This is a genomic window from Polaribacter marinivivus, assembly GCF_042651285.1.
Lineage (GTDB): Bacteria > Bacteroidota > Bacteroidia > Flavobacteriales > Flavobacteriaceae > Polaribacter > Polaribacter marinivivus.
Genome location: NZ_JBHSCY010000001.1, coordinates 1442882 through 1465547, shown reverse-complemented (window position 1 = coordinate 1465547; position 22666 = coordinate 1442882). Strand labels below are relative to the sequence as shown.

Annotated in this window: 21 protein-coding genes; 7 read left to right on the top strand and 14 right to left on the bottom strand. The window is 29.3% G+C overall.

Translation table 11 applies throughout. The features are described from left to right. The first annotated feature begins 7 nt into the window (after positions 1-7). Together ACFOWD_RS06920 and ACFOWD_RS06915 are read left to right on the top strand one after the other, a co-directional pair. The gene (locus ACFOWD_RS06920; RefSeq protein WP_377409196.1) at positions 8-2407 is read left to right on the top strand and encodes a TonB-dependent receptor domain-containing protein; all 2400 of its coding nucleotides are present in this window, start codon (positions 8-10) and stop codon (positions 2405-2407) included. Between the two features lie 19 nt (positions 2408-2426). Further along, positions 2427-3011, top strand: a complete 585-nt coding sequence (locus ACFOWD_RS06915; protein ID WP_377409194.1) for a hypothetical protein — start codon at positions 2427-2429, stop codon at positions 3009-3011. Positions 3012-3052: 41 nt separating this feature from the next. Here ACFOWD_RS06915 and ACFOWD_RS06910 read toward each other — a convergent pair whose 3' ends face one another. Both ACFOWD_RS06910 and ACFOWD_RS06905 read right to left on the bottom strand, forming a co-directional pair. Continuing rightward, positions 3053-4507, bottom strand: a complete 1455-nt coding sequence (locus tag ACFOWD_RS06910; protein ID WP_377409192.1) for a magnesium chelatase — start codon at positions 4505-4507, stop codon at positions 3053-3055. A gap of 21 nt (positions 4508-4528) precedes the next feature. Then, entirely contained in the window at positions 4529-5653 is a 1125-nt protein-coding gene (locus ACFOWD_RS06905; protein ID WP_298992356.1) for a vWA domain-containing protein, read from the bottom strand. 134 nt (positions 5654-5787) lie between these two features. Between ACFOWD_RS06905 and ACFOWD_RS06900 the strand changes: the two genes are divergently transcribed. Together ACFOWD_RS06900 and ACFOWD_RS06895 are read left to right on the top strand one after the other, a co-directional pair. Further along, positions 5788-8415, top strand: a complete 2628-nt coding sequence (locus ACFOWD_RS06900) for a zinc-dependent metalloprotease (RefSeq protein ID WP_377409190.1) — start codon at positions 5788-5790, stop codon at positions 8413-8415. A gap of 82 nt (positions 8416-8497) precedes the next feature. Continuing rightward, positions 8498-9373, top strand: a complete 876-nt coding sequence (locus ACFOWD_RS06895; RefSeq protein WP_377409188.1) for a TIGR01777 family oxidoreductase — start codon at positions 8498-8500, stop codon at positions 9371-9373. Positions 9374-9378: 5 nt separating this feature from the next. Here the strand turns inward: ACFOWD_RS06895 and ACFOWD_RS06890 are convergent, their stop codons facing one another. Genes ACFOWD_RS06890 through rsfS form a run of 7 tightly spaced genes read right to left on the bottom strand, consistent with a single transcriptional unit; the run spans position 9379 to position 14682 of the window. Next, positions 9379-10002, bottom strand: coding sequence for a YceI family protein (locus tag ACFOWD_RS06890; protein WP_377409186.1), 624 nt, complete (start codon positions 10000-10002; stop codon positions 9379-9381). Positions 10003-10006: 4 nt separating this feature from the next. Further along, positions 10007-10300 (bottom strand): acyl-CoA-binding protein, encoded by a 294-nt coding sequence (locus ACFOWD_RS06885; protein WP_298992347.1) that lies wholly within the window; start codon positions 10298-10300, stop codon positions 10007-10009. Next, the gene (locus ACFOWD_RS06880) at positions 10275-10931 is read right to left on the bottom strand and encodes a phosphatidylserine decarboxylase family protein (RefSeq protein ID WP_298992345.1); all 657 of its coding nucleotides are present in this window, start codon (positions 10929-10931) and stop codon (positions 10275-10277) included. Before ACFOWD_RS06880 ends, ACFOWD_RS06885 begins: the two co-directional genes overlap by 26 nt. A 2-nt stretch (positions 10932-10933) precedes the next feature. Beyond that, a complete protein-coding gene (locus ACFOWD_RS06875; RefSeq protein WP_377409183.1) occupies positions 10934-11728 on the bottom strand; it encodes a phosphatidate cytidylyltransferase in 795 nt (264 codons plus the stop codon). A 1-nt stretch (position 11729) separates the two neighbouring features. Continuing rightward, the gene (locus ACFOWD_RS06870; protein ID WP_377409181.1) at positions 11730-12314 is read right to left on the bottom strand and encodes an LUD domain-containing protein; all 585 of its coding nucleotides are present in this window, start codon (positions 12312-12314) and stop codon (positions 11730-11732) included. Positions 12315-12322: 8 nt separating this feature from the next. After that, a complete protein-coding gene (gene ftsH / locus ACFOWD_RS06865) occupies positions 12323-14293 on the bottom strand; it encodes an ATP-dependent zinc metalloprotease FtsH (RefSeq protein ID WP_298992340.1) in 1971 nt (656 codons plus the stop codon). 20 nt (positions 14294-14313) lie between these two features. Then, a complete protein-coding gene (gene rsfS, locus ACFOWD_RS06860) occupies positions 14314-14682 on the bottom strand; it encodes a ribosome silencing factor (RefSeq protein WP_298992338.1) in 369 nt (122 codons plus the stop codon). A gap of 86 nt (positions 14683-14768) precedes the next feature. Between rsfS and ACFOWD_RS06855 the strand changes: the two genes are divergently transcribed. Next, positions 14769-15497 (top strand): biotin--[acetyl-CoA-carboxylase] ligase, encoded by a 729-nt coding sequence (locus tag ACFOWD_RS06855; RefSeq protein WP_377409178.1) that lies wholly within the window; start codon positions 14769-14771, stop codon positions 15495-15497. Here the strand turns inward: ACFOWD_RS06855 and ACFOWD_RS06850 are convergent. After that, positions 15494-15883 (bottom strand): SRPBCC family protein, encoded by a 390-nt coding sequence (locus ACFOWD_RS06850; protein WP_298992333.1) that lies wholly within the window; start codon positions 15881-15883, stop codon positions 15494-15496. The two genes, ACFOWD_RS06855 and ACFOWD_RS06850, sit on opposite strands and share 4 nt — an antisense overlap. A 16-nt stretch (positions 15884-15899) precedes the next feature. Further along, complete coding sequence (gene pyrE / locus ACFOWD_RS06845) at positions 15900-16541, bottom strand: orotate phosphoribosyltransferase (protein WP_377409176.1); 642 nt, start codon at positions 16539-16541, stop codon at positions 15900-15902. 7 nt (positions 16542-16548) lie between these two features. Between pyrE and ACFOWD_RS06840 the strand changes: the two genes are divergently transcribed. Both ACFOWD_RS06840 and ACFOWD_RS06835 read left to right on the top strand, forming a co-directional pair. Next, positions 16549-17145, top strand: coding sequence for an NUDIX hydrolase (locus tag ACFOWD_RS06840; RefSeq protein WP_377409174.1), 597 nt, complete (start codon positions 16549-16551; stop codon positions 17143-17145). A 50-nt stretch (positions 17146-17195) separates the two neighbouring features. Next, the gene (locus ACFOWD_RS06835; protein WP_377409172.1) at positions 17196-18824 is read left to right on the top strand and encodes a SulP family inorganic anion transporter; all 1629 of its coding nucleotides are present in this window, start codon (positions 17196-17198) and stop codon (positions 18822-18824) included. A gap of 22 nt (positions 18825-18846) precedes the next feature. Here the strand turns inward: ACFOWD_RS06835 and ACFOWD_RS06830 are convergent, their stop codons facing one another. From ACFOWD_RS06830 to ACFOWD_RS06820, 3 genes are read right to left on the bottom strand one after another with little or no spacing between them, the layout of a single operon-like run. Further along, positions 18847-21066 carry a xanthine dehydrogenase family protein molybdopterin-binding subunit gene (locus ACFOWD_RS06830; protein WP_377409171.1) on the bottom strand — a complete coding sequence of 740 codons (2220 nt, stop codon included), beginning with the start codon at positions 21064-21066 and terminating at the stop codon, positions 18847-18849. After that, positions 21063-21527, bottom strand: a complete 465-nt coding sequence (locus ACFOWD_RS06825) for a (2Fe-2S)-binding protein (RefSeq protein ID WP_298992320.1) — start codon at positions 21525-21527, stop codon at positions 21063-21065. The genes ACFOWD_RS06830 and ACFOWD_RS06825 overlap by 4 nt, the downstream gene beginning before the upstream one ends. A gap of 35 nt (positions 21528-21562) precedes the next feature. Then, complete coding sequence (locus ACFOWD_RS06820) at positions 21563-22666, bottom strand: lactonase family protein (RefSeq protein WP_377409169.1); 1104 nt, start codon at positions 22664-22666, stop codon at positions 21563-21565.

Sequence of the window (22666 nt, the reverse complement as noted above, 5' to 3'; positions counted from 1 at the left end):
GAAAATAATGAAAAATAGTATAACTCTACTTTGCTTTTACATATTTAGCAATTTTACGTTTTCACAAGCTACAATTACTGGTAAAATTGTTGATTCTAATAATAATCCTTTAGATGCTGCTGCCATTTCTTTATTAAGTGACTCTAATCAATTTATAAAAGGTGCTGTTTCTAATTCTAAAGGTTTTTTTAAAATAGCAAATGTTAAAAATGGAACCTATTATTTAAAAATAGAGAGTTTAGGTTTTAAGGTGTATAAATCTGATAAAATCATTATTACTAATGACAAAAATTTAAATACAATTCAATTAACCTCAGCTACAGAACAGTTGGAAGAAGTTGTTATAAAAACTGAAAAACCAATGATACAAGTTTTAGCTGATAAAACTGTTTTTAATGTTCAAAACACCATAAATGCAGCAGGAGATTCTGGTTTTGATTTGCTTCGTAAAGCTCCTGGAGTTGTCATAGATAATAATGATAATTTAATTGTAGAAGGTAAAAATGGAGTGCTATTTTATATTGATGGTAAACCATCAGTTTTAAGAGGCGAAGATTTGGTAAATTTTCTAAAAACATTACAATCATCAGATATTGAGTCTATAGAAATTATAACCCAACCTTCATCTAAATACGATGCTGAAGGAAATGCTGGTATTATTAACATCGTATTAAAAAGAGACAAGTCTTTAGGCACAAATGGTAGCTTAACAAGTGGCTACACACAAGGTGATTTTGCTCGATTTAACAATGCTGTGTCTTTTAACAATAGAAATAAAAAAACAAGTTTGTATGGTTCTGTAAGTAATGGAACAGGAAATAGTTTTGGTTTTTTAAACTTAAACAGAACACAAAACAACACCAATTTTAACGCAAAATCAGAAACTATTTTCGATTATAATAGAACCAATGCTCGTTTTGGTTTTGATTGGTACACAAATAAATCATCGACTTTTGGTGTTATTTTATCTGGTAATTTTTCTGATAACTTTTCTCAAAATGATTCTAGAACTCCAATAACTCCTCAAGGACAAAACCAACCAGACAATGTTTTAGTAGCAGAAAGTGATACTGATAGTGATGTGTATAATCTATACACCAACATCAACTATAAATATGACAATAAAAAAGGAACTTCTTTTAATGTTGATGTGGATTTTGGTAAGTACAAAAGTGATCGAGAAAACCTACAACCTAACTTTTATTTTAATGGTGATGAAACACAAGTAATCAGTGAAAACACTTTCTTTATAGTATCACCAACTACTATCAATTTATTTACTGCCAAAGCAGATTATGAACAAAACTTCTTGAAGGGCAAACTAAGTTTTGGAGTTAAATTCTCGAAAATTAATACAGCAAATGACTTTGATTTTTTTAATGTTAACAATGGACAAAATCAAATAGATAATACTAGATCAAATGATTTTGAATATGATGAAATTATAAATGCAGCTTACATCAACTTTAATAAAAAGTATAAGAAAGTAAACATTCAGTTTGGTTTACGAATAGAAAATACAGATTCTAAAGGAGAATTAACAGCAATGCAAACCAGTAATAATAATGTAGTTGAACGTAATTATACAGATTGGTTTCCAAGTGCAGGAATCACTTTTACACCTAACAGAAAAAACTCTTGGGCTTTAAATTATAGCAGAAGAATACAAAGACCAAATTACCAGAACTTAAATCCTTTTGAGTATAGAATTGATGAGTTATCTTTTAGAAAAGGAAATCCTTTTTTACAACCACAATACACCAATAATTTAAAATTATCTCATACTTACAATTACAGATTAACTACTTCATTTAGTTACAGTTTTATAAAAGATTTATTTGCTCAAGTAACAGAAGCTCAAGGCAATAATCAAAACTTTATTAATGTTAGAAATGTTGCCAATCAAAGAGTATATAATTTAGGCATTTCTTATCCTTCTAAATTTAACGATTGGTGGAGTTATTACATCAGTATAAATGCTTCAAGAAATGAGTTTATTGCAACTAACCCAGACTTTATAGGTATTTCTCAAAATTCATTAAGCTTTTATGCACAAAATACTTTTAAACTTCCAAATGACTTTAGATTCGAAGTTTCTGGTTGGTATAACTCGCCTTCAATTTGGGGTGGAACTTATAGAACCAATAGCTTAGGTTCTTTAAATCTGGCACTTCAAAAAAAGTTTTTAGACGATAAACTAAATGTTAGAATTGGTATAGACGATATCCTTTTTACATCACCTTGGAGTGGAACCACTCAGTTTGGAGATTTATTTATAGATGGTTCTGGTGGTGGAGATAGCAGACAATTTAAAATAAATCTAACCTACAACTTTGGTAGTAATGAAGTTAAAAAAGCTAGAAATAGAAAAACAGGAATTGAAGATGAAAAAAATAGAATTGAATAATCACTTAAAAAATAAAATTATGAAAACATTTATAACAAGCCTTATTTTAATGGTATCATTAATTAGTTATACTCAAAATACTTACTTAAAATTTAAAGTCGATGACAAAGAAAGTAAATACATTATGTATCCTCCAGGAACAAAATTTGAAGTAAAAACAAAAGAAGGCTATATTCAAATGAAAAACTCAGAAAACCCTTACAAGCTTGATATCGAAAGTGAAGGTTTTCGTCTATATGTATATCCTACCTATAAATCTGAGAAAGATGTATATCATTTAGAAAAAGGTGCTTCTTTAGAATTAGTACTCACAAAGCATTTTAAAGATAATGATAGTAATAACTTAAACTATACTCATAATTCTTTAACAGGATTAAAAAAGATTACAGACTCTAAATCCTTAGAAAGTAAAAAGAATCTTTATTTTAAACTTAGCAATGGAATTGAATTTAGTTACGTTGATGGAAAATACAATGCAACATTAAATAACAAATATTTAGATATAAAAGGGAAATATGTAATTAACTCTAAACTTGGTACTTTAAAAATAAGATTTAATCCAAATAATGGAGAAACTTGGTGGGTCTTTGAGAGTAAAGAATAAATAAATAAATAAATACCTCAGCACTAGCTGAGGTTTTTTAATTACAATCCGTTTATAAAATTACCATAAGGATCTTTAAATTGTGTACCTTCTGCAAATCTATACTTGCTTAGTTTTTTAAATTCAACTAATCCCCAAAGTAATAATTCTTTTACAAAATAAGCATCAGCTTTATTCATATTAGGTTGATGTTCTTGTAAGAAATCATCTAAAGGACCTATTTTATCTAGTTCATTTTTATATTGCTGATTATTAAAATCTTCTAAGAGCTCAAAATCTTCATCAGCATTAAAAAACCAAGAAACAATGGCATCATAAGGTGTTTCTTCACTTTGTTTTTCTAACTTCTTTATCTCTGGAAAATAGGTTGGAAAAATAGATTTAATCGCTTTTTTAATCAAATTATCTGCAACAACATGTGCCCCTTCTTGTTCACCTTCATACACCAACTCTACTTTACCAGTAATTGCAGGAATTATACCATCAAAATCACTTAAACGAATCATGGTTTCATCATCACCAGATAAAATAGCACGTCTTTCTGCTGTGCTTAGCAAGTTCTCGAATGCAGAAATAGAAAGCCTTGCACTTACCCCACTTTTTGCATCTATATACTCGCTTTCTCTGGCTTCAAAAACTACCTGTTCTAATAAATCTTTTGCTAATTCTGGAACTTTAATAAAGTCTTTCTGAATATTTTTTGCCTCTTGTTGGGTTATGATTTTTGCAGTTTCTATATCCTCTGGATAATGTGTTAAAATCTGTGAACCAATTCTATCTTTTAAAGGTGTTACAATACTTCCACGATTTGTATAATCTTCAGGATTTGCAGTAAACACAAATTGCATATCTAAAGGTAATCGTAATTTAAAGCCTCGAATTTGAATATCTCCTTCTTGTAAGATATTAAACAAAGCCACTTGAATTCGAGCTTGTAAATCTGGTAATTCGTTAATTACAAAAATACATCTGTTGGCTCTTGGAATCATTCCATAATGAATAACCCTATCATCTGCATAACTCAATTTTAAGTTAGCTGCTTTTATGGGATCTACATCTCCAATAATATCAGCTACAGTTACATCTGGTGTTGCTAATTTTTCAGCAAAACGTTCATCTCTATGCAACCAATAAATTGGAGTTTCATCTCCTTTTTCTTTGATGAGTTCTATTGCATATCTTGAAATTGGATTTTGTGGATCATCATTTATTTCTGATCCTTCAACCACAGGAATATATTCATCTAACAAACCTACCATTAATCTTGCTAGTCTTGTTTTTGCTTGCCCTCTTAAACCTAATAAATTGATATTATGTTTACTTAAAATTGCTCTTTCTAATTCAGGAATAACTGTATTTTCATATCCATGTACACCTTTAAAAACAGTTTCTTTACTCATCAATTTACTAATTAGGTTTTCACGTAATTCGTCTTTAATTGATTTAGATTTATAACCTGACTTCTTTAATTCTCCTAATGTTTTTATATTATTCATTGTTCAGCTTTTGACTGTTTTTTATCCTTTTATTCTTTTTTTTCTATTGGTTTCGTAATCTTCAAAAATCATTTCTCCTAATCCTTTTAATCCAGTATAAAAAGCTTTCCCTTGGTTGGCTTGCGTAAATGCTCTAACAAACTGCATTAAATAAGGATCTTGAGCAATCATAAAAGTAGTAATGGGTATGTGCAATTTTCGAGCTTGTTGTGCCATTGCATAACATTTGTTTACTATGTATTTATCTAAACCATTACTGTTTTTATAATATTGACCATCAGGTAAACGCAAACAACTTGGCTTACCATCTGTTATCATAAAAATTTGTTTGTTGGTATTTTTCTTTCTACGCAATAAATCCATGGCTAAATTTAAACCAGCAACTGTATTTGTATGATATGGACCTACTTGTAAGTAAGGTAAATCCTTAATTTTAATAGTCCAAGCATCATTTCCAAACACCAAAATATCTAATGTATCTTTTGGATATCTGGTTGTAATCAATTCAGCTAAAGCCATGGCTACTTTTTTAGCTGGAGTAATTCTATCTTCTCCATATAAAATCATAGAATGACTGATGTCTATCATTAACACAGTACTCATTTGGCTTTTATGCATTGTCTCTTCTACTACCAAATCGTTTTCAGAAAGTGTAAAATCACCAATTCCATTATTAATTTGAGCATTTCTAATGCTTTCAGTCATAGAAACTTTATCCAAATTATCACCAAATTGATAGGCTCTAAAATCTCCTGTATGCTCATCACCTATTCCAGGTGATTTACTTTTATGATTACCAGAACCACTTCTTTTTATCTTACCAAAAATATGATTTAATGCCTGCTGACGAATTGCACGTTCTGTTTTTGGAGTAATTTTTGTGCCTCCTACTCCATCTGCATCTATTTCTTCTTTGATGTATCCTTTCTTTTTTAGATCTTCGATAAAATCATCAATTGTATATTCAGCAGTGGTTAGATTATACTCTTTATCTAAAGAGCGTAACCAGTCTATAGCTTCATCAAAATCACCTGAAGTATATGTTATGAGTTCTTTAAAAATCTCAAAAAGTTTCTCAAAAGGAGATTGATTTTTTGCTTCATAGGTTTTAAAAACAAAACCTTTTCTTTTCTTGTAGTTTTTCATCACTATAAAAATACGGCTTTATTAAGTTAGATAAAATTGCAATTAAATAATAGCTTAGAATTTTATAAAAATCTTAACATTTAGATAAATATCTAAAAAGTACCTTGTTAGCTAAATAAATTCAACAAACTTATATGAAAACTCAACCGTTAAAAAAGCTTAACATCTTATGGATATTTCTATTGATGATAGCTATTGTTGGCGTTCAAGATGTAAACGCACAAAAAAAGAGTAAGAAAAAGAAAAAAGGAGACAAAAAAGAAGTAGTAGCTCCGAAACCAAAACCAAAACCAAAAGGAAAAACTATTGCTAGTTTAACAAAAAGCAGCAAAAAAATTGAAGGATTATTTACAATCTATCAAGATACAATTACTGGTTCTGTAAAGCTTTTAGTAAAAGATGACCAATTAAATAAAGACTTTATCTATTTTTCACAAATAGCAGATGGTGTAACAGAAGCAGGTGCTTATAGAGGTTCTTATAGAGGTTCTAGTGTATTTCATATTAGAAATTATTTTAATAAAATAGAATTTGTTGCTCCAAACACAGCTTTTTATTTTGACAAGAACAATGCAATTTCAAAATCTGCTGATGCTAATATTAGTGAAGCAGTAATTGCAAGTGGTAAAATTTTAGCTTCTGACAAAAAGAAAGGTGAGCACTTAATTGATGCTAATGGATTATTCTTATCAGAAACTTTTACAAGAATAAAACAACCTAGATTTCCTGGCCAATCTCCTTTTGCATTTAGCTTAGGAAGATTTGATAAAAATAAATCTAAAATTAATGCCATTAAAAACTATCCAGAAAATACAAATGTAAAAACTGAATATGTTTATAGTAATCCTTCTGTAATTAATGGAGGTTCTAATGCTGTTACAGATGGTAGAAATGTTTCTATAAAAGTATTCCATACTTTTATGAATATGCCAACTGACGACTACGAAGTTAGAATGGATGATCCAAGAGTTGGTTATTTTTTAACCGAAACTAATGACATGACTACAACAGAAACTGTTAATTATAGAGATATGATTCACAGATGGAAGTTAGTTAAGAAAAATCCTGAAGCAGCTATTTCTGAACCTGTAGAACCAATCACTTGGTGGATAGAAAACTCTACTCCAGTTGAATGGAGAGAAACTATTAAAGAAGGAGTTTTAGCATGGAATGAAGCTTTTGAAAAAGCAGGCTTTAATAATGCAATGGTTGTAAAAGTTCAACCAGATGATGCAGATTGGGATGCTGGAGATGTAAGATATAATGTTTTACGATGGACATCTTCTCCAAATCCTCCTTTTGGTGGATATGGCCCAAGCTTTGTAAACCCAAGAACTGGTCAAATTTTAGGTGCAGATATTATGTTAGAATATGTGCATTTTACAAACAGAGTATTTGCAGATAAATTATATAATAATGCTTCTAAAAACATGATGTTGGAGACAACTGAAGAATTAGAAGCTAAGAAGTTTTTAGCTAAAAACAATTTACTTTTCTGTTCTGCTGGTCATGTAATGCATGAAAACTTACAGTTAGGAACTGCTGTTTTACAAGCAACAGGTGCTTCTGCTTTAGATATGGAAGCTATTAAAAAAGAAGGTATGAAATCTTTAATTATGCACGAAGTTGGACATACATTAGGATTAAACCATAATATGAAAGCTTCTCAGTTATTTTCTCCTGCTCAATTAGCAGATAAAGACTTTATTAAAGGAAAAGCTTTAACAGGTTCTGTAATGGATTATGCAGGAATTAACATTACAAATGATAGATCTAAGCAAGGTCAGTATTACGATATGGCAGTTGGCCCTTATGATATTTGGGCTATTCAGTTTGGTTATACTCCATTTAAAAGTGAAGCAGAAAGAAATGCTTTATTAAACAGAAGTACTGAGCCAGAATTAATTTTTGGTAATGATGCAGATGATATGCGTTCTCCAGGAAAAGCAATTGACCCTAGAGTAATGATTGGAGATTTATCTAATGATCAAATTACGTATTCTATCAACAGATTTGAATTAGTAAATGATATGATGAAAAATCTAAAAACTCAATTCTTAAAGAAAGGTGAAACTTATGAAGATTTAAGAAGAGCATATTATACCTTACATAATCAAACAAGAATTGCAGGAGGTGTTATTTCTAGATTTATTGGTGGTGTTTATGTAGATAGATCTACTTATGGACAAGAAGGAGGAACTCAACCTTATACTCCTGTAAGTTTAGAAGATCAAAAAAGAGCAATGGCTGCTTTAAAGAAATACATTTTTGCACCTAATGCTTTTGACACGCCTAATGAAGTTTACAACTATTTAGCAAGACAAAGAAGAGGGTATAATTTCTTTGGTGGACCAGAAGATCCTAAAATACATGAACAAGTGCTAGGTTATCAAACAAGCATATTAGCACACATTATGCATCCAAACACTTTACAGAGAATTTCTAATTCTGAGTTGTATGGAAACCAATATAAGTTATCTACTTTTATGACAGATTTAAACAATATGATGTTTAAACCAGATGTATATGGAAGTATTAATTCTTTTAGACAAAATTTACAAGCTGTTTATACTCAAAGATTAATTAGTATGGTTACAGGTAGAACAAGTGGTCGTTTTTCTGTTGCTGCAAAATCTATGGCAATTTACAACTTGAAAAACATCAAAACTTGGGCTAGTAATGGTACAGGTGATTTAGCTACTAAAGCTCATAAAAATCACTTAAAAACGTTAATTACTAACGCAATGAAAGAAATTAAATAATCTTTTAAGAAATATTTAGTTAAAACCGCAATTCTATTGGATTGCGGTTTTTTTATCTTTACATATAAATCATTTTAAGGGTATGAGTAAAGTTTTAATTACAGGAGGTACAGGTTTAGTAGGGTCAAGGTTAACAGAATTACTACTAGAAAAAAACCATGAAGTTGTTATTCTTAGTAGAAACCCTAAGGAACAAAATGAATTTAAATGGGATATTAAAAATGACTTTATAGATGATAAAGCATTTGAAAATATAGATTATATAATACATTTGGCTGGAGCTGGTATAGCTGATGAACGTTGGTCAGATAAAAGAAAAAAAGTAATTATTGATAGTAGAGTTGAAACTGCGAACTTATTATTAAAAAAGGTAAAGGAATTAAATCTTGATTTAAAAGGCTTTATTTCTGCTTCTGGAAGTGGTTATTATGGAGCAGTAACATCAGATAAAATATTTAAAGAAACTGATAAACCTGGAAATGATTTTTTAGGTGAAGTTTGCCAGAAATGGGAAGATGCTGCTCACCAATTTAAAGCCTTAAAAGTTCCAATTACTATTTTAAGAACAGGTATTGTTTTATCTAAAACAGGTGGAGCTTTAGAAAAAATGAGAACACCCATAATCTCTCCTTTAGGTTCAGGAAATCAATATTTACCTTGGATACATATTGATGATTTAGCTGAAATGTATATTTATACCATAGAAAATAATATTGAGGGTGTTTTTAATGCTGTAGCACCTGAACATCACACAAGTAAAACATTTTCTAAAGCATTAGCAAAAAATATAAACAGACCTTTTATTGGTATAAATGTGCCAAGTTTTGCTTTAAAATTAATGTTTGGAGATATGTCTCAAATGTTACTTAAAGGCTCTAGATTATCATCAAAAAAAATCGAAAAGAATGGATACCCTTTTCGATTTAAAACACTTAATAAAGCATTAAGTAATTTGTAATATTCTTAAAATGTAGACGTAATATCTAAAGCTACTTCACTCCAAGTTTTAGATACACCATCTGCACCTGTATGTAATAACTTACATACTTCATTTAATTTTGCTAAAGCAGCTGATGCATTCCAATCGTTTACATCTATAGTTGCTTTCATATTAAATATTTTATCTTTAATTGTATAAGTAAATGGTACATCTTTAGTTTCGCCATTCATAGTTATTTTAGCTGTACCAGTAGTTTCATCATTGATTAAAAGTTTACCTTTTAATAAATCTGTATTTTCCATTACACCAAAGAAAAACTTTCTAATTTTATAATCTCTACTCGAATCTTTAGTTGCTAAAGTAGTTACAGGAATTGAAAACTCTGTATTATGTATAGCTTCTTTAACAGATGCTCCTTCTCCTCCAGAAATTACATCTACTCTTGTAAATTTACCCCCAACAGCAACTTTTTCTGTTGTTTTATAAGCTGTAAAGTTAATATCGTTTTTTGCATTTTCTACAACAAAAGCTGCTGCAGGCACCTTTTCTATTTGTGTTCCATTTTTATCTTTATTAGCATCTGATTTACAAGATGAAAACTGGAATGTTGTTGCCACTAAAAATAATAATAAACTAAATTTTTTCATGATCTTATTTTTTATTTAAAATATTGTTTGCCAATTTAATATACTCTTTTTTTGCGTCTGTAGAACTCATACCATTTAACTGCATCCAAGCATTAAATTTAAAGGCACTTCTTACATCTAAACCACTATTAAATGTAAACTTATTTCCAAAAGTAGCTTGTTTATAATAAGCGTAGAACTTTAGCATTAAATCTGGAGCAATAGCTTCTTTTAATTTAGAGATTTCTTCAAAAGCTTTTTGAAAATTATCATCTAAATTAGCATCTTCATTATTATTTTTCTGCGATAACTTGGACACCACCTTTAACTTTATCTCCTAAATTTACATTTACTTTAGTACCAATAGGTAAAAAAACATCTACCCTAGAACCGAATTTAATAAAACCAGCATCTTCACCTTGAACAACTGTTTCACCTACAGTAGCATAATTTACAATTCTTTTTGCTAAAGCTCCTGCAATTTGTCTGTACAATATTTCTCCAACAGAATCATTTTCTACTACAATAGTAGTTCTTTCGTTTTCTGTAGATGCTTTTGGGTGCCAAGCAACTAAGTATTTACCTGGATGATATTTACTATAATTTACTTTACCTCCAATAGCATATCTAGTTACATGTACGTTAATGGGAGACATAAAAATTGAAACTTGTAATCTCTTATCTTTAAAATATTCTGGCTCTTCTACCTCTTCAATTACAACTACTTTACCATCAACTGGAGCAATAATTGTATTATCATTTATAGCAGTAAGTCTTTTTGGATTTCTAAAAAATTGTAAAACAATTATCACAAAAACTAAAGTTAATACTTGAATAGATTTTGCAAGCCATAAAATATCTACGAATTTATCTGCTAATAAGATTATAGAAATAGCAATAATAAAAGTAACAACTATAATTTTATAACCTTCTTTATGAAAACGAATCATGCTTATATAATAAAATTGATATACAAATATACGAATGGAGCTACAAACAACAAGCTATCTAACCTATCTAAAATACCTCCATGACCTGGCATTAAATTTCCACTGTCTTTTATATTAGCTTGTCTTTTAAATTTTGATTCTATTAAATCTCCTAAAGTTCCAAAGACAGATACTATAAAGCCAATAACCAACCAATTTAACATTGAGAAGCTAGTATTGTATTTACTTATAAATAATGAAGCTAATAATGCAAACACTAATCCACCTAAAAAACCTTCTATAGTCTTATTTGGAGATACAGAAACAAATAATTTATTCTTTCCAATATTTTTACCAACAAGAAATGCAAAAGAATCATTTACCCAAATAATAGATAATATGCTTATCATTAAATAAGGATGAAAAACATTATCATAAAAAGGTAGTAATATTAGAAATGCCATTGAAAAAATAACGTACCTTATTGTAAGGCCTAATTTTTCTCTATCATTTCTAAATGTAGTTACTTTTTTTGCAAAAAGTTGATACAAAAAATAGATGCCTGATAATATAGTTATGCCTAATATTAAAACTACTGGATAACTTTCTTGCCTTTGAATTATTAAAAAAAGTAATAATGCAAATATTATATAAGATGCAAATCCTTTTAAATTTATGATTTTAGAAAATTCCCAAATACATAAAAAACCAAAAATACTAGTTAATATAAGGTAAGTGTATTGAGAAAAAAGTATAGATGATATAAAAAGTAATATATAAACTATCCCAGAAAAGCTCCTTCTTAAAAGGTTGCGCATATTATAAATTTTCTAACAGCAGCAAATATAAGTTTTTTGAATTACTGTTTCCATAGTTCAGAAAATTATCGTCATTTTTATTTATCTGATAATTTCTAATTGATGAAATATTAGTAGGTAAAGAGTCTTTAGAATTGGTTTTAATACCTGTTAATCCTTGACCCGTATTTTTTACTATTTGACTAGTAGTTGCTAAAACAATAAAATTATCTGGATATTCTATAAGTTTCTTACTTCTTAATTGATTTGAAGAAAACATAATATCTCCATTTTCTGCAATTAAATGTTCACAAGAAGTAAACACTGGATATTCTGCTTTAGGTAAAGAAGATGATTCTATTTCTTTAGATGGCAATAGATTCTTTAAATTATTATTTAACAAATAAACAGAACTCCAATTATTCTCTTTAAGAATGTTTCTTAAATTTTCTTTAACCTCCTGTTCTTTGATACAGTATAGAAACTTACCTCCTTTTTTTACAAAATTGTGTACAAACAAATCGTCAAGAGATAAATTTACCTCTTGACTTTTAATTTCCTTATCCTTTTCGTCTTGGATATTAAAAAGCTTCTTAAAAAAATTCATTAAAAAAATTATTCTTCAGATACTGTATCTTTTGGTTCCTCTTTAGTTTCATCTGTCTTAACTTCGACATCTAATTCTTCAAAAGGTCTCTTACCAAAGATTTTTTGTAAATCGTCTTTAAAAATAACTTCTTTTTCTAATAGCAATTCTGCTAAAACTGTTAGCTTTTCTTTATTCTTCTTTAATAACTCTATAGCTCTTTGATATTGAAACTCTATCATTTTAGAAATTTCTTTATCTATTTTCTTACCTGTTTCTTCGCTATAAGGTTTTACAAAAGCATCATTACCAGAAGAATCGTAATAAGTTATATTACCTACTTCACTATTTAAGCCATAAACAGTAACCATTGCTCTTGCTTGTTTAGTCACTTTTTCTAAATCGCTTAAAGCTCCAGTAGAAATCTTATCAAAAATAATTTTTTCTGCTGCTCTACCTCCTAAAGTGGCACACATTTCATCTAACATTTGCTCTGTTTGAACAATCATTCTTTCTGCAGGTAAATACCAAGCTGCTCCTAAAGATTGACCTCTTGGTACAATAGTAACTTTTACTAATGGTGCTGCATGTTCTAACATCCAGCTTACTGTTGCATGACCAGCTTCATGATAAGCAATTACCTTTTTCTCTTTTGGAGTTATTACTTTATTTTTCTTTTCTAAACCACCAACAATTCTATCTACTGCATCTAAAAAATCTTGATGTTGAATTGCTTTTTTACTTTTTCTAGCAGCTATTAATGCAGCTTCATTACACATATTTGCAATATCAGCTCCAGAGAAACCAGGAGTTTGTTGTGCTAAAAACTCAACATTTACATCTTCTGCTAACTTTAAAGGTTTTATATGAACTTCAAAAATTTCTTGTCTTTCATTAATGTCTGGTAGGTCTACATAAATTTGTCTATCAAAACGACCTGCTCTCATTAAAGCTTTATCTAAAACATCTGCTCTATTTGTTGCAGCTAATACAATTACATTAGTATCTGTACCAAAACCATCCATCTCTGTTAGTAACTGATTTAAGGTATTTTCACGTTCATCATTACCTCCAGTCATACTATTTTTCCCTCTTGCTCTACCTATAGCATCTATTTCATCAATAAAAATAATTGAAGGCGATTTTTGTTGTGCTTGCTTAAATAAATCACGTACTCTAGAAGCACCTACACCAACAAACATTTCAACAAAATCTGAACCTGATAAAGAAAAGAATGGCACTCCAGCTTCACCTGCAACAGCTTTTGCTAATAATGTTTTACCTGTTCCTGGAGGTCCTACTAATAAAGCACCTTTAGGAATTTTACCTCCTAAAGCAGTATATTTTTCTGGGCTTTTTAAGAAATCTACAATTTCTTGCACTTCTTCTTTAGCACCTTCTAAACCAGCTACATTTTCGAATGTTGTTTTAACATCTGTATTTTTATCAAATAGTTTTGCTTTAGATTTACCAATGCTAAAAATTTGACCTCCTGCTCCAGAACCACCTCCTGCTCCAGACATTCTTCTCATAAAGAATACCCAAATTAAAATTAGAATGATAAAAGGCAAGAAACCAATGATTGCATCAAAAATGCTAGTTTGCTCTTCGTTTCTTAAATCTACAATTAATTTATTCTCTTCTTTAGCTTTATATACTTGGTTTTCAAAGTTTTGTTGATCTCCAAAATTATATTCATATACAGGAGAGCCTGGTCTATAAAAAGCTGAAGTAGTGTATTTTTTATGTTTTTCTTTTTCTAATGCTTCTTTAGTTAAATAAATTTGAGCAACATCTTTATTTACTACAGTAATTTTCTGAATATCATTGTCATTTAAGATTTCATCAAACTTATTTTTAGAAATACTTTTAGAAGCTAAATCTCCACTATTTAAAAATTGAAAAGCTATTATTGCTATAAATATAGCCCCATAAATCCAGTAAGAACTAAATTTAAACTTAGGCATATTTGTTTTATTATCTTTATTTGTATTATTCATGTAATTTAAAATCTATCAGATTAAACTGGATTAATTTCGGTGATTTTTGCATCTCCCCAAAGACTTTCTATATCATAAAAATCTCTAACTTGCTTTTGAAAAATATGAACTACTACATTAACATAATCCATTAAAACCCATTCAGCATTACCTTGGCCTTCTATGTGCCATGGTTTATCTTTTACTTCTTTACTTACAATTTTTTGTACAGAATTAGAAATAGCATTTACTTGGGTATTAGAGTTACCAGAACAAATTATAAAATAATCACAAACTGTGTTTTCTATTTCTCTTAAATCTAGTAGTTGGATTTCCTCTCCTTTTACATCATCAATCCCCTTAATAATTACAGCGATTAAATCGTCTGTGCTTACTTGTTTCTTAGTCATTAATATTCTTATAATTTAACGCAAAGTTATTATTTTTTTACGAGTTTTGTATGTATAATTAAACTTGTTTATACATTATTTAACAATTGAAAATAATCAAACTTGATGCCATTGATTCTACCAACTCTTTTTTAAAAGAATTGAACAAAGATTCTTCATTAGAAAACTTTACAATTGTAGTTACAAAAAATCAACAAAAAGGTCGTGGACAAAGAGATGCTAACTGGTATTCTGAACCATTTAAAAACTTAACATTCAGTGTTTTAGTTAATGAATTGAAATTAAAAACTAACGAAGCAAAATACATAAACTTTGCTGTGAGCTTGGCTATTTTTAAAGTACTTGAAATATATAAAATTCCAAATTTATTTATTAAATGGCCAAACGACATTATGTCAGCTAATAAAAAAATTTGTGGAATATTAATCGAAAATTCGTTATCTAACAACAAAATAAACAACAGTATTATTGGAATTGGGCTAAATGTGAATCAGGTTAACTTTCCCAATTTAGAAAGAGTAAGTTCTCTTAACAACATCTTAGGTTATGAATTAAATTTAGATGATTTATTAATAGATCTAATAAAACAACTTAAATTTCAATTTGAACTTTTAAATAAAAAGTTATTTTCTAATTTAGAAAACGAATACTTAGCTGTTTTGTATAAAAAAGATATACCCTCTATGTTTAAAACAGATAAAGGAATCACTTTTCTTGGTAAAATTATTGGTATTGCTACAAATGGAAATTTACTCGTAGAAAGTGAAAATAATGGAGTTGAAGAATTTGCAATTAAAGAAATTAGTTTTCTTTAAACTGTCTCTAAATTATCTGTAAGTGTTTCTATAAAAGAAGTTAATGGTTTTTTAACCATCATCTGCATCATCATATTAAATTGACCATTAAAATCTAATTGAACTTCAGATGAATCTTCATCAATTTCATCAATATTTGCAATTAATTGAAAATCTAATTTACTACTAGCTGCACCTAAAACAACTTTAGAATATTCTGTTTTTTCTTTTAAAACCAACCTTATTTCTGGCATTCCTTTTAATCCAAAGATGAAAGAATCTCCATCAACTTCAAATTTTTGGATAGATTCTGGCATTAATTGCTCAAAATTTTTAAGATCTGTTAAAAATTCAAAAGTTTCTTTTTGAGATTTTTCTACAACAACTCTGTTTCCTTGTATATTCATTTTTAGTTGATTTTATTTATTGATTCCACTCACTTGGATTAGACCTCCAACTTTGTAAAGTTACTAATTCTTTATCAGAAATATAATTGCTATCAAGAGCTTGTTCTAATAGGTTTTCGTAATTACTAAGTGTTTTTAAACTAACATTTTTTTCTTTAAAGTTATTCGATGCAATTTCAAATCCATAAGAAAAAATAGCAACCATACCTTTAACAACAGCTCCTTCTTCTTTTAAAGCATCTACAGCATTTAAACTACTTTTACCAGTACTTATTAAATCTTCTATAACCACAACATTTTGTCCGCTTTCTAAATACCCTTCTATTTGGTTTTTTCTACCATGCTTTTTTGGCTCTGGCCTTACATAAACAAATGGCACTCCCAACTCTTGAGCAACTAAAATACCAATAGCAATTGCACCTGTTGCAACTCCAGCAATTACATCTGGCTTGCCATATTCTAATTCAACTATTTTAGCAATTTCTTCTTTCAAAAAAATTCTTACAGAAGGATAAGATAAGGTTACTCTGTTATCACAATATATTGGTGATTTCCATCCAGAAGCCCACTGAAAAGGCTTACTTGGACTTAACTTTATAGCTTTAACTTGTAATAAAAGTTCGGCTGTTTTTTTTGCTGTATCTTTGTTCATAATCATAAGACAAATGTATAAAGTTTTTGTAAATGAAAAGCCGATAATTATTACATCTTCTTCACAAAAAGAAAATAATTTTCCTGTTTACATTTTAAAAAACATTGTTTTAGATGAAATTATTCATAAACTCAGAAATGAAATAATTGATGGTGTTTATTTGTATACACCTGATTTAGAGTCTGGTTGGAACTATTTTTTAACTCAAATCAAAGTTGTTCCAGCAGCTGGTGGACTTGTAAAAAATAACAAAAACGATATTCTTTTTATTTACAGAAATAATATTTGGGATTTACCAAAAGGGAGAATCGAAAAAAATGAATCTATAGAAACTGCTGCAATTAGAGAAGTAGAAGAAGAATGTAGTATTTTTAATTTAACTATTGAAAAACAACTTATTACAACTTATCATATCTATTTTCAAAATAAAAATAAACTAAAATTAACCTATTGGTTTTTAATGAATTCTAATTATGATAAACCTTTAATACCTCAAATAGAAGAAGGTATAACTAAAGTAGAATTTATTAAAGAAGAAAGTATAGATACTATTTTAAAAGAAAGTTATGCGAATATAAGATTGGTTTACGATTGTTATAAAGACAATTAGATATCTAAAAAAACATTCTATATTTGCCGACTTAAAAAATTTACAAAATTATGACTGAATTTATCACCAAACGTGTTAAAAATGTTAGAAATGATGTCCTTTCTGGAATTACTGTTGCTTTAGCATTAGTGCCAGAAGCTGTAGCTTTTGCTTTTGTTGCAGGTGTAGATCCTTTAGTGGGTTTATATGCAGCTTTTATGATTGGATTAATCACTTCTATTTTTGGTGGTAGACCAGGAATGATTTCTGGAGCAACTGGTGCCTTAGCTGTGGTTATGGTTTCTCTTGTAGCAGAGGGAAATGCAATGGGTAATCCTGATGAAAATTTAGGACTTTACTATTTATTTTTAACTGTTATGTTAATGGGTATTATTCAAGTTTTAGCAGGAGTTTTTAAACTAGGAAAGTTTGTAAGATTAATTCCACATCCAGTAATGATGGGATTTGTAAATGGTTTAGCCATTGTAATTTTCTTATCACAATTAGGTATGTTTACCAAAACTGTAAATGGAGAAAAAACTTGGTTAGAAGGTAGTTCTTTATGGTATATGATTGGCTTAGTTGGATTAACTATGTTAATTATGTGGGGTTTACCTAAACTAAAAGCTACAAAAAAATTACCAGAAGCCTTAATCGCCATTTTAGTTGTTTCTTCTATTGTAATTTTTTCGAATCTAGATGTAGCTACTGTGGGATCTTTTATTAGAGATGGAGGAGGAACAGGATTAGAAGGTGGTTTTCCAGTACCTGTTTTAGAAACGTTTTCTAATACACCTTTAAATTTAGAAACACTTAAATTCATTTTTCCTTATGCTTTAATATTAGCTGCAATTGGTTTAATTGAATCTTTAATGACACTAAATTTAATTGATGATTTAACAGAAACCAGAGGAAATACTAACAGAGAATGTATGGCTCAAGGAGGAGCAAATATTATCACAGGTTTATTTGGAGGAATGGGTGGTTGTGCCATGATTGGTCAATCAATTATTAACATTAAAAGTGGTGGACGTGGTCGATTATCTGGAATTACAGCTGCTGTCTTCTTATTAATGTTTATTCTATTTGCATCATCTTTAATAGAACAAGTTCCTATTGCTGCTTTAGTAGGTGTAATGTTTATGGTTGTAATTGGCACATTTGCTTGGTCTAGTTTTAGAATTATGAATAAAATACCAAAAACAGATGTTTTTGTATTGATTCTTGTTTCTTCTTTAACTGTAATTTTTGATCTAGCAATAGCTGTTGTATCTGGAGTTATAGTTTCTGCTTTAGTATTTGCTTGGGAAAACGCAAAGAGAATTAGAGCTAGAAAGCGTTTTAGAGAAGATGGCACAAAAATATATGAGATTTGGGGACCTCTTTTCTTTGGAAGCATCTCTGCTTTCAATAGTAAATTTGATGTAAAAAATGATCCAGAAAACGTTGAGATTGACTTTGTTGAAGCTCGTATTTCAGATCATTCTGCTATAGAAGCAATTTTTGCATTAGTAGAAAAATATCATACAGCTGGAAAGAACATTACATTAAAACATCTAAGTGAAGATTGTAAAGTATTGTTATACAAAGCAAGTCCTATTTTTACTGATATCATTGTAGAAGATATTGATGACCCAAGATATCATTTGGCTGCAAATCCAGAAGATTTCCCCAAACCTTTAGGTGAATATAAGTTTTAATACTTTTAATACTTTTAATTCTTTATATCAATCCTTCATCAATTAAAGGTAAAGAACGATAACGTTTACCAGTTGCATTAAAAATTGCATTACATATTGCTGGCGCCATTACAGGTACTCCTGGTTCCCCTACTCCTGTAGGTTTTTCATTCATTTTATCTAAAATATCAACATGTATTTTTGGTGTATGCTTCATTCTTGTCATTTGATAATCGAAGAAATTATTTTGCTCTACAGCTCCTTCTTTAGCTGATACTTTTCCAAATAAAGCAATAGACAAACCAAAAATAGCTGCACCTTCTAATTGATTAATAACATTGTCTTTATTTAAAACCAATCCACAATCAATGGTTGTCCAGACGTTTTCTATTTTAACTTTACCATCATTCATAGAAACCTCTACAGCTGTAGCTACGTAACTATAAAAACTGTAGTGAATAGCAATACCCATTCCATGGTTTTCAGGTCTTTTTTTATTCCAATCAGCTATTTTTGCTGTATTATTTAGAACATCTTTCATTCTCTTAGTGTCATAAGGATAGTCTGATTTTCCTTTAATAACTCTATCTTTTCCAATTAAATTTAAATGAAATTGAACAGGATCTATATTTGCTGCAAAAGCTAGCTCATCTACAAAAGAATTATTACCAAAACCACTATGAATATGCACAACAGAACGTAACCAACCAATTCTTAAATGTGCTTCTGCTTTTACACTTTCTAATCTAAAATTTTCTAAATCATAAGGATTATTTGTAAATCCTTGTCCTAATTCAAAACCAGATGCATAATCAGATAAAGGTTTAAATGAAGATACTATTGAAGGAAAAGCAACTCTTTGTAACCAACCAGAAACATTACCTTTTTCATCAATTCCTCCTTTTAAATATTGCACACTTGTTGCATGATAAAAACTGTGTTTAATATCATCTTCACGAGTCCAAACTAATTGAACAGGAGCTTTAATTTCTTTTGATATTGTAACAGCTTCTACCACAAAATCTGACTTAGATTTACGACCAAAACCACCTCCTAAAAAAGTAACATTTATCGTAATATTTTCTAAAGGAATCTCAAAAAATTGAGCTAATTCTGCTCTTGCTGTTTGTGGATCTTGAACAGGAGCCCAAACTTCTATTTTATTATCTTGATACCAAGCTGTTGCATTAGGCACTTCCATAGGTGCATGCACTAAAAAAGGAACATGATAAGTTGCTTCAACAACTTTATTTGCATTGTTAAAAGCAGTTGAAACATTACCTCTACTGCCTGGAACTAATTTTCCATTTTTTTGAATACGTTGAGTAAGTGTTTTTTTAAACTCTTCTGAATCAAATGATTTATTGTCTCCAAAATCCCAAACAATATCTAAATCTAACTTTCCTTGAAAAGCAGACCAAGTATTATTGGCGATAACTGCAACACCTCCTAAACATCCATAAAACTGCTGACCAATTCCTGGTTTTTTCCTATCAATTTTAATTACTTTTTCTACTCCTTCTACTTTCCTTGCATTTGTACTATCATAGTATTTAACTGTACCAAAAGTTACTGGACATCTAGCTATAGCTGCAAATTTCAAATTCGGAATTCTTACATCTATTCCATAAGTTGCTGTACCATGTGTAAAATGGTTTAAATCGACACTTTTTAAAGTTTTACCTATGTATTTAAAATCTTCTACTTTCTTAAGTTGAATATTATCTTCATTAGGTACAGGCAGAGCTGAAGCATCTTCTACTAAATCTCCAAAAAATATTTTTTCATTAGAAATTGTATTAATTACATAATGATTTTCTGCTTTACAATCGCTTTCATTTACATTCCATTTATTTGCAGCTGCAGTAATTAACATCATTTTAGCTGCAGCACCCATTTTACGCATAGGTTCTAAACGTGTTCTTACACTTCTAGACCCATCTGTATTTTGGTTTCCATATTTAGCATCTCCTGTTGCTTGTTTTACATCAACATATTTCCAATCTGCTTCTAACTCGTCTGCTATTGCAGAAGCTAAAGATGTTCTTATTCCTTGACCCATTTCAGATCGAGAAGCAATTAATGTGATGTTTCCATTTTTCTCTAAGTGGATAAATAAATTAGGCGCAAAAAAGTCTTTATTAATTTCAGGACTAAATTTCTTCTTGGCAGTTTGTGCTGTACATCCTAATATAATACCTGTAGAAGCTAAACCAAAAAGCTTCATAAAATCTCTACGATTTACTTGATGAATATTGCTCATGCTTTTTGATTTTTTAATTCAACTGCTTTATGTATTGCTTTTCGAATTCTACTATACGTTCCACATCTACAAATATTACTACTCATAGCATCATCTATATCTTTATCTGTAGGGCTTTCTATCTTATCTAACAAAGCTGTGGCTGCAATAAGTTGACCAGATTGACAATAACCACATTGTGGTACATTACCATCATTCCAAGCTTCACGTAAAACCTCTAAATTTTCTGAAGAGCCTTCTATAGTAAAAATTTCTTTACCTATTCCATAAGAAACTGGCATACTACAAGATTTTGTAAGTTGGCCATCAATTAAAATAGAACAAGCACCACATTGTGCAACACCACAACCAAACTTGGTACCTGTTAAACCTACAATATCTCTAATTGCCCAGAGTAAAGGCATGTTTTCTTGCACTTCTACAGTGTAAGATTTTCCATTAATTGATAAAATTGTACTCACTTAGATAAAATTTAAGTCTCTAAGTTACGTAATTTTTAGAACAAAATACAAACAGGATTTGGTGCAGAAACTTCACTTATAAAAGTAAGTTTTCCTGTTTTTTGATTTCTTTTAAAAGAAACTAAATTATTATCATCTTGATTGGCAACAACTACAAACTTATTATCTGGTGATAAAGAAAAATTTCTAGGATTTTGACCTCTTGTTTTTTCAAAACCAACTAAACTTAAATTACCACTTTTACTATCAACTTTATAAATAACAATTGAATTATGCCCACGATTTGAAGCATATAAAAAACGACCATCATTAGAAATATGAATATCTGCACCTTTTGTGTATTTATCATATCCTTTAGGCAACATAGAGATTGTAGTTTTTAAAACATAACTATTGTCAACTTCCTCAACTAAAGAAACTGTGTTATTTAATTCGTTTAAAATATATATCCACTTATGATTAGGATGAAAAGTTAAATGTCTTGGACCTGCTCCAACATCCATTTTTAATGTTTTCTGATTTGTAAATTCAAGTTCGTTTTTTTCATTATTTATAGTTGAAAACCACAATTCATTTGTACCTAAATCTACAGAAATTATCTCTTGCTTTGCAGGATGAAACCATGCAGAATGTGCATGTGGTGATTTTTGTCTATCAGTTGTTCCTTTTCCAAAATGCTGTTGCACTGATAATAAATTAGTTAATCCATTTTGATTGTCTATTTCTAAAAAACCAACATTTCCTCCAGTATAATTAGCCACTAAAACTTGATTTTTTTCATTTATAGTTATAAAGCAAGGATGTGCTCCTCCTGATTTTGATTTACTTCTAAATAGTAAAGTATCATTATCTATTTTGAATGATTTTACAAAACCTATTCCATTTTCATCTGTTTCATCTACAGCTAATAATGTTTTATTGTCTTTAGTTTTTGCTAAGAATGATGGATTATTTGTTTTTGCCACTAAACCTATTTTAGAAAGCATTCCATTTGTATCTAGTTGATATTTATAAATACCCTCACTAGCTCCATTTGTATAAGTCCCAACATAAAATTCTATTGATTTCTCATCTTTTACGTCTAGCTCTTTACAACTCATAATGATAGTTAAGATTGAAAATAATATTATTTTTTTCAT